Genomic DNA, 16,231 nt, shown 5'->3' with positions numbered 1-16,231 from the left:
GGTTCTTTTTAATGCTTATTTTGTATTGGGCTGTTAGTCTTATGTCGGCAGTATTCGCAGTTACTTAAATTGATTTTATACAGATTTTAATGAGTTATGGCAAAGAATAAAACGGCGTACGTATGTAATGAGTGTGGGCAAGACTTTCCCCGTTGGCAAGGGCAGTGTAGCGCTTGTCAGGAATGGAATACGATCACTGAGGTGAGGCTCGGTGCAGCTTCGCCTGGGCGCAGCACTAAGTTTGTCGGTTATGCCGGAGCAAGCAGCAATGAAGTGAAGACATTAGATCAAATCGATCTCAATGCCTTACCGCGGATCTTGAGTCATTTTGGCGAATTAGATCGAGTGCTCGGTGGTGGGATTGTACCAGGTTCTGCCATTTTGATAGGCGGACATCCAGGCGCAGGTAAGAGTACGCTTTTATTGCAAACTCTGTGTCATCTGGCCGAGCAAATGCCTGCACTGTATGTCACGGGTGAAGAATCGTTGCAGCAGGTAGCTATGCGCGCCCATCGCCTTGGTTTACCAACCAATAAATTGCGGATGTTGTCTGAAACCAGCGTCGAGCAAATTTGCGAAGTTGCCCTTAAAGAATTGCCTAAAGTCATCGTTGTTGACTCGATTCAAGTGATGCACATGAGTGATGTGGCATCGAGCCCTGGCAGTGTGTCGCAGGTGCGTGAATCCGCTTCTTACTTAACCCGTTTTGCGAAAGAAAATGGCATTGCCGTGATCATGGTCGGCCATGTAACCAAAGATGGCAGTTTGGCTGGGCCCAAGGTATTGGAGCATTGTATCGACTGCTCTGTGATGTTCGAAGGGGATAGCGATAGTCGTTACCGCACCTTGCGCTCCCATAAAAATCGTTTTGGCGCGATCAATGAATTAGGCGTATTTGCCATGACAGAGCGCGGCTTAAAGGAAGTCGCCAATCCTTCGGCAATCTTCCTTTCTCGTGGTGAAGAAGAATCTTCTGGATCGCTTGTCATGGTGGTTTGGGAAGGCACGCGGCCCTTGCTGGTGGAGCTGCAAGTGCTGGTGGATAACTCGGCCATGTCTAACCCGCGCCGCGTGGCTGTGGGTATGGATGCAAACCGTTTGGCCATGTTGCTTGCCGTAATGCACCGCCATGGTGGTTTGCAGATGTCGGATCAGGACGTGTTTGTTAACGTGGTGGGCGGCGTGAAAGTGACTGAAACCAGTGCCGACTTAACCTTGCTGCTTGCTATGGTATCGAGTTTTCGCGGTGATATTTTGCCTAGCGATTTAGTGGCCTTTGGTGAGGTCGGGCTGTCCGGCGAAATTCGTCCTGTGCCCAATGGGCAAGAGCGATTAATCGAAGCCGCTAAGCATGGTTTTAAGCGAGCAATCGTGCCCAAGGCCAATGTGCCGAAAAAGCCTCCTGCTGGGATGGAAGTGGTGGGTGTTTCTAAGTTATCCGAAGCGCTAGAAGCGATTTAGCATCAAATGCTCGCGAAGTGAGTTAACACCTGCAAGCAAAACAGCGCCATTAGGCGCTGTTTGTGTCTGTGAGCGAGTGTCTTAATCTGTGATATTGTGTTTTTCGATAAACAACATGAGTTCACGATTCAGCAAAGAAGCATCACCTAGGTTCAGTTCCACCATACGTTTTAGGTGGCTGATACTATCAACATCGATAAAGTTACACTTCAAACCTAATTGGGCATTTTTTTGATGGACCAACTCAGTTTCCATACGGATCTCAATGTCAGATTCTGGTAAGGCAAAACTGAGGGTAATAGCATCACCCGAATTAATAAAATTTTGCGGTTCTTCTACCAAGGCGCCATTTAGACTCAAATCGAGAATGGTCGTCTCCCACTGTGCACCACCTTGTTGTAGATGTGCGCTCGTGGCAAATAGAATCCGCGAAAACTTACGCCTTTCGTCCATACCCAATCCTTTTTCTTTCATAGTCAGCTAAGTGTAGTCCCATCAGTGCCTCTAAGCATAAGTCATATTGATGTGGCTGTAAAAGCAGAGTAATTTTTTGTTCAATAAAGCTACCAAGATCGCATATTCACGCAGGCGGTGTGAATGACGAGGTGTTCGTTACAGAAAGCGTAAGTGTGGCTCCTGAACAACAACCACTGAAACGTTAATACGCCAAGTATCAATACACAGTATCAAGGTTTGGTTGACTTGCCATATTCTAATATTGGGAGATGAAGGAGGGGGGAAGTTAGCGTACGTTTACGCGGCACTGGCAGACTCTTATCGTGATTAATGTGATATTAAGTAGCAGTTATTACATAGGTTTAGGCGTTTTTTTAAACAACAGATTTCAGTTTTTGCCGCTAATTTTTTATCGAAGTGTAGGCGATGTCTTAGCTATCTTTGGGAGATTCCAGTATCATCCGCGGCCAACAACGGCTGCGTCTACATGGTTAATGGCTTTTTAATCATCGCGAGGCATCACTGCTTGCAGATCATGGATTTTTCCCACAGTAGGAAAATGATGTGGATCTCTCACCCAAGTCTGATGGATTTGGGGCTCTAATCTGCCGCAGCCAGCGTCGCCAATTGCGTTTTAGGGTAATTGGTACCGACCCCATTTTAAGAGATCACAAGGTATAACAATATTATGTCTGAGCAATTGAGTTCAACAGCCGTATCCTCTGGTTCGTTTCTGGACCGTTATTTTTCTATTCAACAACGTGGCAGCACAGTTCGCCAAGAAGTGATTGCGGGATTCACAACCTTCCTCGCTATGGTCTACTCAGTGATTGTGGTGCCTAACATGTTAGGCCAAGCGGGATTTGATCCCGGCGCCGTGTTTATCGCCACCTGTTTAATTGCTTCATTTGGTTCTTTGCTCATGGGTTTATGGGCTAACTTACCTATGGCGATTGGCTGCGCTATTTCGCTCACGGCCTTTACTGCGTTTAGCTTAGTCCTAGGTCAGGGAATGTCGATTCCAGTCACCTTAGGCGCTATTTTCCTAATGGGTGTGACGTTCACACTTGTGAGTGTGACAGGTATTCGCCAGTGGGTGCTGGCGAATTTACCAAAGGGCATAGCCCACGGTACAGGCATAGGTATCGGCTTGTTTTTACTTTTGATTGCGACTAACAGTGTGCAGTTGATTGTGGCCAATAGCGCAGGCTTACCTGTGAAGTTAGGCGACATTAACAGCTTACCTGTTATCGCTACCGTTATAGGTTTAGCGGCGACAATTGGTTTAGAGCGCCGGGGTGTACCTGGTGGTATTTTGTTGGTGATTATCGCGCTATCGGTATTTGGTTTAGTGTTCGATCCGAGCGTTAAATACCAAGGTTTGTTCGCTTTACCTGATTTTACCTCAGAGCATTCACTGATTGGTCAGCTCGATATTATGGGTGCCTTTAATCCTGTGGTCTTGCCTATCGTATTAGCGTTAGTGATGACGGCGATTTTTGATGCGACCGGCACTATCCGTGCTGTGGCTGGCCAAGCTAATTTACTCGATAAAGACGACAATATTGTCGGCGGCGGTAAAGCCTTAACTTCAGACTCAGTCAGCAGTATGGTGGCAGGTTTAGTCGGCGGTGCACCAGCGGCTGTGTATATCGAGTCGGCGGCGGGTACTGCAGCGGGCGGAAAGACAGGTTTAACTGCTACCATAGTTGGCGTACTGTTTTTATTGATGATGTTTTTAGCACCATTAAGCTATTTAGTGCCTGCCTATGCGACAGCGCCTGCTTTGATGTATGTGGGTTTGTTGATGCTGAGTAATGTGGCGAAACTCGATTTTGACGATAAAGTTGATGCCATGTCGGGCTTAACCTGCGCTGTGTTTATCATCTTAAGCTGTAATATCGTTACCGGTATTATGCTGGGTTTTGTGACACTGGTGGTAGGCCGTATTTGCAGTGGCGAATGGCGTAAACTGAAGTTAGGCGTGCTTGCCATCACTTTAGGTTTAGTGGTGTTTTATATGGGTGGTTGGGCGATTTAAGTTAGGCAAACTGAGTGATTTGAACTTAGTTATTGAGAACAGAAGCGAGTGCAGTCTTAGGATTAGCACTCGCTTTGATTTTGTGTCCTGTATTCACAATAGGCCCGCAGTAAGTCTTTCCAAGTAACAATCCCAACCAATTTACCGTCCTCTAACACGGGTAAGCAGCCGATATCGTTATCTAATAACATGCGGGTGGCCGTGTCTAAATTGATGTGGGGTGCGACGGTAACCGGATTACGCGTCATCACTTGATGTACACGTTTTTGTAGAGTTTCTAAGTCTCTTGCGGTTTCCGCGCTACTGCCCAAGTTCGGGCTAATCGCGCGCAATAGATCCCGCTCCGATAACACGCCTTCAAGTTGGTACTCATCGACGACCAACAAGTGATGAAAGCTCGCTTGGTCGAAGATTTCCTTCGCCACAGTTAATCGATCGTCCATTTCAACCGTGACGACTCGGGTACTCATAATATCGGCGATAATGATCGGCATGATGATCCCCTGTTAAGCTTGCGCATCCTAAGATGCGCTCTGTTAATGCGCTGCATTACAGTTACTTATAACAGAGTGGTGCAAGTTTAGCCAACACCCATTACAAAGTTTTAACTCAAAGATCTTGGACCTCTGGCTCATCATCCGCTGTGATTGGCATCCGCTCCGATTCGGGCAAGTGTGCGCCTATGTAGCGTTGATACTTTTTACCTTTCAGTTTGTGGGTGTCCACCAGCACTAAGCCATCGATACAATCGCCAAAGTCGGCGTCGATACCAAAGGCGAGAAACTTAACCCCATCGGCTTTACACAGTTCACCATATTGTTTGTAGAGCGTAGGTACGGCCGCCCCCATACTCGCGAGCACTTGTTTGAGTTGCTTAAAGTTACTCTGATAATCCTCGGAGAAATACAAGTCATCTAACTTAGCTTTTTGGGATTTAGATAAGCCAAAGGGCGACATGGAAACTGCCATCTGCTGTGCAGGTGCAAATTCCCGCGCATAGAAGTGCACTAGCATTTCCCTAGCACTTCCAGGCAGTTGATTGCTGATGGACACAGGGCCAAATAGATAACGATATTCAGGATGCTTGGCGAGATAAGCCCCAATGCCAAACCACAGATAGTCTAAACTGCGTTTACCCCAATATTTAGGCTGCACAAAGCTGCGACCGAGTTCTAACCCTTGCTTCACAAAGGGCATAAAGCTGTCGGCGTATTGAAACAGGGATTGGCTGTAGAGGGCGTTATCGCCGTATTTCGCTAACACTTGGTCGCCACTGGCAAATCGATAGGCGCCGACGATTTCAAACTGCGCTTTATCCCACAACACTAAATGCTGGTAGTAGGAATCGTATTTGTCGATATCGCGGCGTTTGCCTGTGCCTTCGCCGACGGCGCGAAAGGCGATTTCCCGCAGGCGACCAATTTCCCGCATGATGGGATTACTGTCGTGGTGCTGATATAGGTAAATCAACTTGTTATCTTGTGTTTCCCCCAGGAGTTCACACTGCTGAAGTGCGGCCTGCAGTTCACGGCGCGACTCGGGATGGGCGATGGCACTCTGGGTGATAAACAGTGGATCTTTATCTTTGCCGATACGATACAAGTGATTTTTAAGCAGTTTTATCTTTGTCTTGAGTGGAAAGTCCATTGAGCGTACGGCTTCATTGGGAATGAGCTCGCCAATGCGGATCGGCATATTACGTTTAGCCTGCTTGAACATTTCCTTCACTAGCAGCAGTGTCGCAAGTGGCTTGTAAATCATAGATGCGCCGTAGAAAGTGGCAGAGTTTTTGGCATCTAAAAATATTGGCAGTAGGGGCGCATTGCAGGAAATCGCCATCTTTAAAAAGCCTGAGTGCCATTGGGTATCACGCACGCCGTTAGGACGCAGACGCGAGACTTCGCCCGACGGAAAAATCAGCACTGCGCCTTCGTTACGCAGGTGCTGGTGGATTTTTTCTAAATGCTGTTTCGGTGTGCCGCCGGTCATATTGCGCACTGGCAGTAGGATTGAGTGCAGCGGTTCCAGCGCCATCAAGAGTTCATTCGCGACGACTTTAATATCAGGGCGAACTTCACTGATGAGTTTGATGAGCGCTAATGCATCGAGTGAACCTATAGGATGGTTCGCGAATATGACCACTCGGCCTTCACAGGGAATATTTTCTATTTCGTTGGCAGGCACGGTAAAACTAAAGTCAAAACTCGCCAGCATTTGTTCGACAAAGTCTACGCCCTGTAAATAGGTATATTGATTGGCGATATCGTTGCACTGTTTTTCATTGAGCAGGTAACGCAGCATGGCCTTGGCAGGTTTAGCGAGCCAAGGTTTGTCATTGATCGCTGGTAGATTTTGTTCAACCACATTATCAACGGTAAAAATCATGTTATTCGCCTTAAACGGCACAGTATGCTTGTTATGGCTAAGGTTGCTGTTTAGCGTTTTTTCATTGTATTCCATAGCGTTATGTAATTGATTCATAGTGTTAGGCAACATCCCTTGGGCGAGTTTCGCCGGTATTTATGTTTGGCATTTGCTGCGCTGCCGTTTTTTGTTGCTTGTCTTTGTGCATCTCAGGCGGCTGTTGTACCAGCGCTATACTGTTGAGAATATCGAGCTTGAGCGTTTGCTCGTTCCAGCGGCAAAGTTGTAATTCGCCGCTTAAGGTTTCTGTGATTAAACTGCAGTTTTCGACCCAGTCACCGTCGTTGGCGTAGATGATCTGCCTCTTTTCTGGGGGACTGAGTGGTGAGTAATATTGGGCGGCTCTGGGGTGAGTCGAGAGTTCGGGCTGATGGATATGACCGCAGATCACACCGTCAACATCAAAGTGCTGGGCATAGTTGAGTACTGCTTGACGGTAATGTCCAATAGCGGCTTGAGCCTTGCCCACTTTGGACTTGATATAACTTGCCAGTGACCAATAGGGGTAACCTAAGCGTTCCCGCAAGCTATGGAGATTGCGATTGAGGAACAATAATAGGTCATATAAATGGTCGCCCAATATGGCGTAGAAACGGCCGACACACACATCGGCATCAAACTGATCCCCGTGGAGCATCAAGAGTTTATGGCCGCCAATTCCGTGGTGAATATGTTGGCGGGCAATTTTAATATTCCACAGGCTTAGCTCGGCGTAGGGTTTAATCAGTTCGTCGTGGTTGCCCGGCAGATAAATCACTTGGGTGCCGTTTTGTGCCAGTTCAATGAATTTCTGCAGTACCTTATTGTGGCTATCGGGCCAGTGTAGCTTACGTTTCAACGCCCATAAATCGACTATGTCACCGACCAGATACAAGTGCTGACAACGCACGGTTTCAAGCAAGCTGAGCAGGTAGTCAGCCTTGCAATCCTTACAGCCTAAATGGATATCTGACAACCAGAGGGCGTTAACTGTGATGCTTGCTGTATGGGCTGAAGTTAATGCGGATGGGGTAATCGCGGCACAATTGAATTGATTTGAGGATGTTGGTGCTAATGTTGGCGTTTGTGTTGAGCGATTAAAGATGGGAGGAGAAAGGCTGGGGTCATTTATCTCTTCCCGCGTAGACCTCTCAAGTTTCCTGAAATTAAATCCTGTCATCTCGTATTCACCCCATTAGGCTGTTAACGAATATGAGCTTAGTGGGGGGCTTTGACCGAATGATGAAGTTTAGATGACATGCAGATGACAAAAGGTGAATTAGCCTGGACTGAACCTGCAAGATTCACATCAGGATGCAATTAGATCCGATAGGTTGGTTTAACTTACTTCTGCCCCAAAGCAAGATAACTTTGTTGTCAGTTTGCAGCATGAATTGTCATTGTTTCCCCTGTGACTCGCCATAAACTCGTCCCTGAGGGCTCGACGACGGCATCCATGCCGCCAACGGTCACAGTTGCAACAATGCCAATCTTAATTAACACTTCTGCTGTTCGTTTAGCTAAAAAGCTATTGCTCTATTCCGTGTTTCGGCTCGTTAGCTCAATCGAAAATTCCTACACCTGTTGCCATACAAATTCTCATCTAGTTACCTATGTTTGGCCCTACCATAAATCGACTAACAATGTATGGGTATACAGTCATATTTAAATTTAGGTATTTTTGAATGATTTGAAGACAATATCAGTGCGCATCAACTCCATCTGAAACAAATAAAACGCTATAAAATCAAATAACTATAGTATCTGGCTTTTAGTTAATAGGCTTGGAAAACGCGCATGTGCGTTTTTCCAGATAGTGTATTTGGCAGAAAGCTGATAAGTTCTTTGCATACAGATAGTTAACCGTGTGCGTTTTTACTGGTCCAATGAGGTAAACGCGCATGCGCACGAATAAAATGTTGAACTAAGCCGCTGCGCGGAGCTTAACTGCGATTTAGTGGAATGATTAAGCCTGCTCGAATCAGCTAGACTTAAAAAAGATGCGATGGAACACAACCATGACAAAGGATTTTCAATGAAATACGCAGAAACCACGCAATATTATTTGCTCAAAACAGCTCTGCAGCTCAGACCTTGCCTCAAAAAAAGCAAATTCCTATAGCATGAAGCATACCAATTAATCTGGATGAGGCATCGGCCAAGTCCAACAAGCGATTTATGCCCTGCAAACAGCGCAGCGCATAAATACTAAGACGTTAGCAGTTTCGGCACATTTATAGGAAGTTAGTAGTGAGTAGTAGAGATAATTTCACTCAGAAAACCAAAGATACTTTAAAAGACAGAGCTGGAAATAAATGTTCTTTTCCTTCGTGTCGTGCTCCAACTTCTGGTGCTAGTGATGAGTCTGACGAATCAGTCGATCGTACGGGTATGGCTTGTCATATATTTGCAGCTGCACCAGGAAGAGGAGCTAGGAGATATGACCCAAATATGTCCTCTGAAGAACGTAAGTCAGTTCGCAACGGTATTTGGATGTGTTACAAGCATGGTAAGCAAATTGATAATGATGAATCTCGATTTACCTCAGAAATCCTACAGAAATGGAAAGAAGTAGCAGAAAGACGTGCTCAAATTGAAAATGAGTTAGGGCGTGAAATTGGTGAAGAACATGAGCATTTATTGTCGTTGGGATTGGCTGCACATAATGTGTCTATTGATTCAGTTTGGTCAAACGAAAATGAATTGATTGGTGACGCCCTTAAGCATTCGTGCGTTGAAGCTATTTGGGGGAAAGGGTTAGTTAGTTATTTACGTTCATTTATCATCGAAAAGGTGCGAAATTCATTTATTCATGGTGGAGCAAGTAGTGTCAAACTTGAAATTGATACTAAGTCCGTAATCCTTATTGATGATGGTGATGAGTTCACGCCAAGTAAACTTGTCAAGCATGATCAAGCTAGAGGTGGTGCTCACTCATATAAGCACCTAATCGAAAAATATGGTACTAAAGTGATCCCATCAACAATGAGAAAGGATTCAAAGAATATTACATCGTTTCAAATTCTCACAAGCATTGACGACTTGAAGAACATAACACCTTGTAGTCTAGAGTTATCATATGAGTCGGTTCGTGGCGGTGGATATGAGTTGGATGTAATTGATCTTTGTGAAGAGTTGTATATTACGGTTCCTCGGTATTTTGCTCTTAGTGACCTATATTGGCTTCAAAGGATCTCACCAGGTATCCAAGATGGTAAAAAGCAGCTTGTTTTTGTTCTGGACGAAGTTGCAGACTATGTTACTGCTCAAATTAAACAGGCATATCCATCAGCTCGAGTAATCGACTTAAGTAACTGCTAACAAACGGTTAAAGAGGGATTCGCAACGCGCGGCATTTTGTAATGCGTTGATTTTTGTGGTTACGGTGTTGTGCGGTGAGTTAGTCGTTGCGTTGCTCACCCCTTAACCGGGCGTTAGCCCATAGAAATTTTCATCCGAAAATGACGAGTTAGAGTTAATAACCTAACTCATTTTTGTCCCAAAGCGTGCTGGGTATCTCCTTCAAACCCGCATGTTCCACTAATGCCAAAAGGTGAGCCGTGGTGATTTGCGAGACGACCGTCCGCCCCATGGACGGGGCGGTCGAGCATCCAAGGACGGACTTGCTGCGAGTCGACGAGCAAATGGTATGGCACACCTATAAGTCGGGGCCTATGCATTAAGTTCCCTACAGCTTAAGTTATAAGTCACTCAATCGTACTATTCGTGCACTTTTGTCCCAAAGCGTGCTGGGTATCTCCTTCATACAGACTGGTTACACTATTGCCCAAAAGGTGAGCCATGGTGATTGGCGAGACGACCGTCCGCCCCATGGACGGGGCGGTCGAGCATCCAAGGACGGACTGGCTGCGAGTCGACGAGCGAATGCCATGGCAAGCCTGTGAGAGTGGATATCAGCAAACGCTAAACTGCTAACAACTAAAATTACTGGTCCCAAACATTAGTCTCCAACACATATCGGTCCAAAAGTATGTTGCGTATGTCTTTAAATCTACAGATTACGCGAATGCACGAAAGGTGGAACCATGGTGATTAGCGAGACGACCGTTCGCCCTATGGCCGTTCTTTGGCGTCCATGCCATCGCGGCATTTGTGAATCTTTTCATATCAGACGGGGCGGTCGAACATCCACGGATGGACTATTGCGTGTTGCCGAGCAAATGCCATGACTCATCCATCCATCAGATCCAGCTTTTAAGTGTCCAAAAGTGAGTTGTGTGGTTACGAGTGGAGGTTGTACGATTAAGTAACACGATATAATCAAAACGGTCAGTTTGTGTATGAGTTACTACAAAAAAGGGGAGCCAGTTAATCTGACTCCCCTTTTAGCTGAGCTATTGTTGCCGTTAGCTTTTAGAACAATAAATGCGCTACACCTGCGATAACAGGCAGTGTCACTAAGGTGCGTAGAATAAATACTACGAAAAGCTCAACGAAGTTGACGGGAATTTTACTGCCGATAAGCAGTGCACCGACTTCACTCATATAGATCAACTGAGTCACAGATAAGGCTGCAATTACAAAGCGGGTCATATCTGATTCAATTGAGCTGGCAAGGATTGACGGAATAAACATATCCGCAAAACCGACCACGATTGTTTTAGAGGCTTCAGTGGCTTCTGGAATATGCAGTAATTCGAGTAATGGAATAAACGGCATACCCAGATAGTTAAATATGGGCGTGTGCTCGGCAATAATCAGTGCCAGCGTACCAATGGCCATTACCACAGGGATAATGCCAAATACCATATCGACAACGTTTTTAATGCCTTCATTTAAGACAGCTTTTATGCCACCAGCACTGGCGGCTTTTTCTAAGGCTTTATCAAAGCCCCAAGATAAGGCGCCATGTCCAGCAGGGATCAGCTCATCATCTGGCATGCGTGGTGTGTCATCTATGTAGTTGTCTTTCTTCCACGATAATGGTGGCAACTTAGGTACAATCACAGCGGCGGCAAAACCCGCGAGGCACACAGTCAAATAAAAGGGCACAAACATATGCTCTAACTTAACTTGAGAGATCACCACTAAGCTGAAGGTAATTGATACCGCCGAGAAGGTTGTACCAATAACTGCGGCTTCTCTCTGGGTATAAAAACGGGCTTCGTATTGTTTGCTGGTCAGCAAAATGCCGACACTGCCATCACCTAACCATGAGGCCATACAATCGATAGCGCTACGACCCGGTAGATTGAACACGGGACGCATGACTTTCGTTAAGAGTGTGCCAAAGAGTTCGAGTAGGCCGAAGTTCAGCAGCAGCGGCAGTAACATACCCGCAAAGATAAATACTGAGAACAACACAGGTAATAAGTCGTTTAAGACTAATGCGCCAGTGCTCGAGGAGTTGATGATCTCTGGACCTAAACCTAAGTAAGTCAGTACGATAAACACTGCACCTAAGATCCGAGTCGTCAACCACATAGGGCTGACATTCAATAAACCATTAAGGAAGTGATTTTGCGTAACGAATGTGGGCTTAAACACTTTTGACAGTAAAGAGGCCAGCGCCGTAGTCACAACAATAATAGTCACTATGAGGGTTAGCACACCGCTCAATGCGCCTTGCAGTGCTTTAGATATGATAGCGATAGGAATTGTGATCGCATCGTTGTAGCTGATAGGGGTCATAAATAACAACAGACCAATCAGCGAAGGGACGATAAAGGTGAGTATCGTCTTAATGTTTCGGTTTTTATTTTCAGTAGCCAATGTTGTACACCTTAAAGTACGAGTCGTACATGGTAAATTTGAATAAATAGCCGCACGTAACAAGCTGTCGACGCTAATTAAGGTGCATTTAAATTCAACTCAAAAACGAGAATGGGGAAGATTACTCGCTTAGCTTCTCTATGTAAAACGATTCGCTAGCTAGTTTGATATAAGCAGCAAAACAGCATAGTTATTTTACTTCAGTTGTCGATAAATTAAGAGTGGCTATATTGGCTTGCATTACTGTAAAAGCATTATTAAACATAGTGTTACCATCACTTACCTTAGGTGGGTTAACGACTGGTTAATTACTTGTTTACTGATGTGTGTGAAACTATCTAGATGTTATTTCTGCACAAAAAAACATCAGCAACTTTAGCCCTACCGCCATGTTGGCTGGTTTTCTGTTCGATTTGAAAGTGCAATAGAGATAACTCTGGCTATATAGCGTTGACGAGAACCTGTTGTGCATATCGCGGTCATGTTAAGGAGCCTTGGGCATTAGGACACATTTTTATGCGATAAGCCTTTAAATCGACTTATCTCTAAAAGTGACCTTCTCCATTATCTTGATGCTTTTGTGATTGACTAAAAAGTCGTAAATAACGATGAAAGTAAAAATATTATTCATAAAGCGGATACCCGCCGCTTTAAATCTTCTCATTTCCATGTAAGTTAGTATTACTCCCATCCAGCTCTAGTATTCATGATCGCAAAAGTACAGAAGGTTACGATTAAAGGCGGCTCAACACTGGCCATTAAGTTTGGTTTTTTGGGGATCTTTGGGCTTTTAATTGGCATTGTTATTACTGTTTTGGGGTTCGATGATTCTGAATTCCATCGCTTCAATTTTTTGAATCACACCTTAAGTGAATTAGGGACTTATGGTCATTCGTCTTTCGCTGTTATTCTTAACGGTGGATTGTTTTTTGGCAGTTTAAGCCTCGTTTTCTATTGTTTGTCTTCTTTGCAACAGGTGACTTCTTGCTGGGGATACCCTTTCTTTATCAGTTTGGCTCTCACTTTTCTGGCTTTAGCGAGCGTGGGATTATTTCCGGTGAACGTGTATCACTTGCATGTTCTTGGGCTGAAATGGTTTTTCTATCTGGGGAGTTTGAGTGCGATCTTCTATTTAGCCTTGGTCTGTTTCGGCAAGTCTAACTTTGGCCGTTGGACTGGGTTGTTGGCGTTAATAGTCTTATGTAGCATGTTGACGTTTCTGTATGCACCACAGCTCAATTTAGGCTTGACCGAAGGTGATAGACCGTTTTATCAGGAGATGGTATTGCAACTGCCGCGTCCTACTTTGTGGTGGCCAGCCCTACTAGAATGGATTGGACTGGGAAGTTTATTGTGTTGGACAAGTGTGCTGCTTTTTAGCCAGTTAAGCTTCAGCCAAGATCCCAAAATCATTGGCTGAGTTATCTTTAAATTTAGGCTTATCTTCAGCTTTAGGCTATGGATTCACATGCACAGCAAGGCCCGCTTCACCAAACCAATAACCGTTGCACTGGGTTGTACCAAGTTTGCTATTCATCGAAAAATCCTGAGTATTTTTAGTCGCTTGAATCGTATCGACCAAAGCATTGGCTTTAGTGATGCAGTCAAGACTACTGGGTGATACTCGAAACACATCGACCCCCATTTGTGTCATTGCCGCTATTTCACTGCGTAAATCTAAACAGCTAGCGGATTGGGTTTGAATTCCATTGAGCCTGAGTAAAGGTTGCTGCTCTTGGGTTTGCGCGAGTAGTCCTTTACTGTATTCACGGCATACCGTTTCGCAATGATCTTTCGTGAGCTGTTTGTGTCTAGCGGTAAAGCAGCGCGCTGAATGGGCGAGTGGTAAATAGCCGTGGCCGAGCACTTCCACCTCAAATGATGGCTGCTCTTGAATCACTTGTTGTAACCAAGCCTTAGATAGCTCCACTGGCATCACAAATCTTTGCATTCCAAACCGCTGCAAGATGTCTAAACTAGCACGATTGTAGTTATTGATACTCGCGCCGCAGACAAAGGGTAACTTACGCTCTTTAGCAAGATACACTGCCGCCATATCGTTTGCTTCGACGATAAATTCACCGTTATCGACCTGGCGTTTGAGCTCAGTATATTCAGATGGCGCTTCGATTAAGGCCAGCGTTGAAAGCACGACTTCTTTACCCGCCTGCTTGAGCATTTGCGCCAGCTCTAGATAATCGCCCCACTTGAGTTCGCGTCTGCGGCTACAAACCGCCTCACCTAAATACACTAAGGGAATTTGACTGGCGGCGACTTGCTGGTAAAAGTCAGCGACTTGCTGTTTCTGCCAGCAATACAACAGTGGTCCTAGGGAAATCTTCATAAGGTGTCCTTTGTCAATCTTGCTCTCTATTTACCTTTTATTGCCAATCGCGCTCGTAGGCGCCAAGCGTAGTGATCTGACCCTCGGATACTTTCGCTAGGACTTGTTCCCAATGGGGTTTATTTTGGCTTTGTGAGTACAGCGCTGGATTATTTAGATAGGTGTCTATGGCTTGACGCCATACTCGAGTGACTTGTTCAACATAGGCAGGGCTGCGTTGACGTCCTTCGATTTTCAGCGACACTATGCCAGCTTTGGCTAGCTCTGGAAGTAAGCTTAAGGTATTCAAACTGGTTGGTGATTCGAGTAAATATTGCGGCGAATCTTGATCTGCTGTGATGTAACGGCCTTTGCATACCACGGGATAACCCATTTGTTCGTCGAGGGCCGATTTATCAATTAACACATCGTTGAGCCGGGTTAATCTGTTCTGTCCTTCTTCTTGCCAGCGTACGTGTTTTGCTGGTGAACAAGATCCACCTGTGTTGGGCGATTGGCCCGTTACATAGGATGACAGCTGGCAACGCCCTTCGGCCATAATGCACAGACTACCAAAGGCGAATACTTCCAAATCCACTGGGCTGACTTTAGCAAGATCCCGTACTTGTTTCATGGATAACACCCGTGGCAATACTACTCGGGTGATGTTAAAGGCTTCCTTATAAAAGCTCAGCGCACCCAGATTGGTTGCACTGGCCTGCACCGATAAATGCAGTGGCAGGTTTGGATAGTGCCTATGGGCATAATCGAGTAAAGAAAGATCGGCGACAATTAATGCATCCATACCCAGTTTTGCCGCTAAATCGATAGCCTGATACCAACGATGCTCTTCACCGGGCTTTGGAAAAGTATTTAAGGTCAAAAAGATTTTTTTGCCGTGCTTTTGCGTCAGCTCAGTGGCTTCTTGCAATTTTGCGGGGGTGAAGTTTAATCCTGCAAACGAGCGCGCATTGGTGTCGTCTTTTAACCCTAGATACACAGCGTCGGCTCCGGCATGTAATGCCAACTTTAGCGAGGCCAGATTTCCTGCTGGACACAACAGCTCCATAGTGATGCTCCCGATAAAATGATAGCCGCTGAGTGTAGGTAAGATTGAATGGCGATGAATTGATTTAAAACAGGTTTAAGATCATAAAATCCCGATAAACTGGGATATATCATGTTTTATTCTTGTAGGGTTCCCGCTATGTCCGCTGTTTTTTTCGCAAAATTTGCTCAGCAACTTTTAGAGTTCACCCCAAAAGCCATCGGCTTTCCCCTTGCTAAGATGCCGTTTAGCCTCAAAGCAAAAGCCATCAGCCAATTGCTTGAACTCTTACTTGCCGAGCAAGCTGCTGACGATGAGCTTGGATTTTTGATGGATAAATGGGTCGCGATTCGAGTGGAAGATATAAACTTAGCCTTCGAAGTCAGTTTTAATGGAAAATGGCAAGTCAGAGAGCTCACGGATGCGCAGGTGACCTTCAGTGCCAACTCTGCTGAGCTAGTATTAGTGGCGGCGGCGAAGGAAGATCCCGACACGCTATTCTTCCAGCGTAAGCTGAGTATTCAAGGTGATACTGAATTAGGACTTGAAGTGAAAAACCTGCTGTTAAGTATCGAATTTGCCAGTATGCCAGCCCCAATTCGTCTTAGTGTTGAAAAGCTTGCCGCTGTGATTGAGCGTCTGCAAATTGAAGCGAAACCGACAATTATTCTCGCCAAATCCCCAAGCTTTTAACGTTATTTAGTGAGACTACACACTGCTAATTCCATAAAGAAGCCCGCTAAGTTGTTATCTTAGTGGGCTTATT

Annotated in this window: 13 protein-coding genes; 5 read left to right on the top strand and 8 right to left on the bottom strand. The window is 45.4% G+C overall.

Annotation, left to right across the window (positions count from 1 at the left end; genetic code table 11):
• Positions 1-96 precede the first annotated feature (96 nt).
• A complete protein-coding gene (radA, locus tag KFE26_RS00325) occupies positions 97-1,461 on the top strand; it encodes a DNA repair protein RadA (RefSeq protein WP_006082696.1) in 1,365 nt (454 codons plus the stop codon).
• Between the two features lie 81 nt (positions 1,462-1,542).
• Here the strand turns inward: radA and KFE26_RS00320 are convergent, their stop codons facing one another.
• Entirely contained in the window at positions 1,543-1,914 is a 372-nt protein-coding gene (locus KFE26_RS00320; RefSeq protein ID WP_173243387.1) for a PilZ domain-containing protein, read from the bottom strand.
• Between the two features lie 691 nt (positions 1,915-2,605).
• On the opposite strand from KFE26_RS00320, the gene KFE26_RS00315 reads away from it, so the two are divergent.
• Complete coding sequence (locus KFE26_RS00315) at positions 2,606-3,958, top strand: NCS2 family permease (RefSeq protein WP_105251716.1); 1,353 nt, start codon at positions 2,606-2,608, stop codon at positions 3,956-3,958.
• Positions 3,959-4,020: 62 nt separating this feature from the next.
• Here the strand turns inward: KFE26_RS00315 and KFE26_RS00310 are convergent, their stop codons facing one another.
• The 4 genes from KFE26_RS00310 to KFE26_RS24160 form a co-directional block, all read right to left on the bottom strand.
• Positions 4,021-4,452, bottom strand: coding sequence for a CBS domain-containing protein (locus KFE26_RS00310; RefSeq protein WP_028761428.1), 432 nt, complete (start codon positions 4,450-4,452; stop codon positions 4,021-4,023).
• Between the two features lie 115 nt (positions 4,453-4,567).
• Positions 4,568-6,454: a lysophospholipid acyltransferase family protein gene (locus KFE26_RS00305; protein ID WP_212599317.1), complete on the bottom strand. Its 1,887-nt coding sequence runs from the start codon at positions 6,452-6,454 to the stop codon at positions 4,568-4,570.
• Entirely contained in the window at positions 6,444-7,541 is a 1,098-nt protein-coding gene (locus KFE26_RS00300) for a UDP-2,3-diacylglucosamine diphosphatase (protein ID WP_212599316.1), read from the bottom strand. The genes KFE26_RS00305 and KFE26_RS00300 overlap by 11 nt, the downstream gene beginning before the upstream one ends.
• 197 nt (positions 7,542-7,738) lie before the next feature.
• Positions 7,739-7,864 (bottom strand): hypothetical protein, encoded by a 126-nt coding sequence (locus KFE26_RS24160; RefSeq protein ID WP_012089862.1) that lies wholly within the window; start codon positions 7,862-7,864, stop codon positions 7,739-7,741.
• Between the two features lie 747 nt (positions 7,865-8,611).
• On the opposite strand from KFE26_RS24160, the gene KFE26_RS00295 reads away from it, so the two are divergent.
• Positions 8,612-9,682: a hypothetical protein gene (locus tag KFE26_RS00295; RefSeq protein WP_212599315.1), complete on the top strand. Its 1,071-nt coding sequence runs from the start codon at positions 8,612-8,614 to the stop codon at positions 9,680-9,682.
• A 1,053-nt stretch (positions 9,683-10,735) separates the two neighbouring features.
• Here the strand turns inward: KFE26_RS00295 and KFE26_RS00290 are convergent.
• Complete coding sequence (locus tag KFE26_RS00290) at positions 10,736-12,094, bottom strand: YjiH family protein (RefSeq protein ID WP_173243401.1); 1,359 nt, start codon at positions 12,092-12,094, stop codon at positions 10,736-10,738.
• Between the two features lie 706 nt (positions 12,095-12,800).
• On the opposite strand from KFE26_RS00290, the gene KFE26_RS00285 reads away from it, so the two are divergent.
• Entirely contained in the window at positions 12,801-13,514 is a 714-nt protein-coding gene (locus KFE26_RS00285; RefSeq protein WP_028761881.1) for a hypothetical protein, read from the top strand.
• 36 nt (positions 13,515-13,550) lie between these two features.
• Here KFE26_RS00285 and KFE26_RS00280 read toward each other — a convergent pair whose 3' ends face one another.
• Both KFE26_RS00280 and KFE26_RS00275 read right to left on the bottom strand, forming a co-directional pair.
• Positions 13,551-14,438, bottom strand: coding sequence for a U32 family peptidase (locus KFE26_RS00280; RefSeq protein ID WP_212599314.1), 888 nt, complete (start codon positions 14,436-14,438; stop codon positions 13,551-13,553).
• 37 nt (positions 14,439-14,475) lie between these two features.
• The gene (locus KFE26_RS00275; RefSeq protein ID WP_212599313.1) at positions 14,476-15,486 is read right to left on the bottom strand and encodes a peptidase U32 family protein; all 1,011 of its coding nucleotides are present in this window, start codon (positions 15,484-15,486) and stop codon (positions 14,476-14,478) included.
• 138 nt (positions 15,487-15,624) lie between these two features.
• On the opposite strand from KFE26_RS00275, the gene KFE26_RS00270 reads away from it, so the two are divergent.
• Entirely contained in the window at positions 15,625-16,158 is a 534-nt protein-coding gene (locus tag KFE26_RS00270; protein ID WP_113939323.1) for an SCP2 domain-containing protein, read from the top strand.
• The last annotated feature ends 73 nt before the right edge of the window (positions 16,159-16,231 follow it).

Source organism: Shewanella sp. M16, assembly GCF_018224605.1.
Lineage (GTDB): Bacteria > Pseudomonadota > Gammaproteobacteria > Enterobacterales > Shewanellaceae > Shewanella > Shewanella oncorhynchi.
Note: the sequence above shows the minus strand (reverse complement) of the source record. Positions and strands in the feature narration are given on the sequence as shown.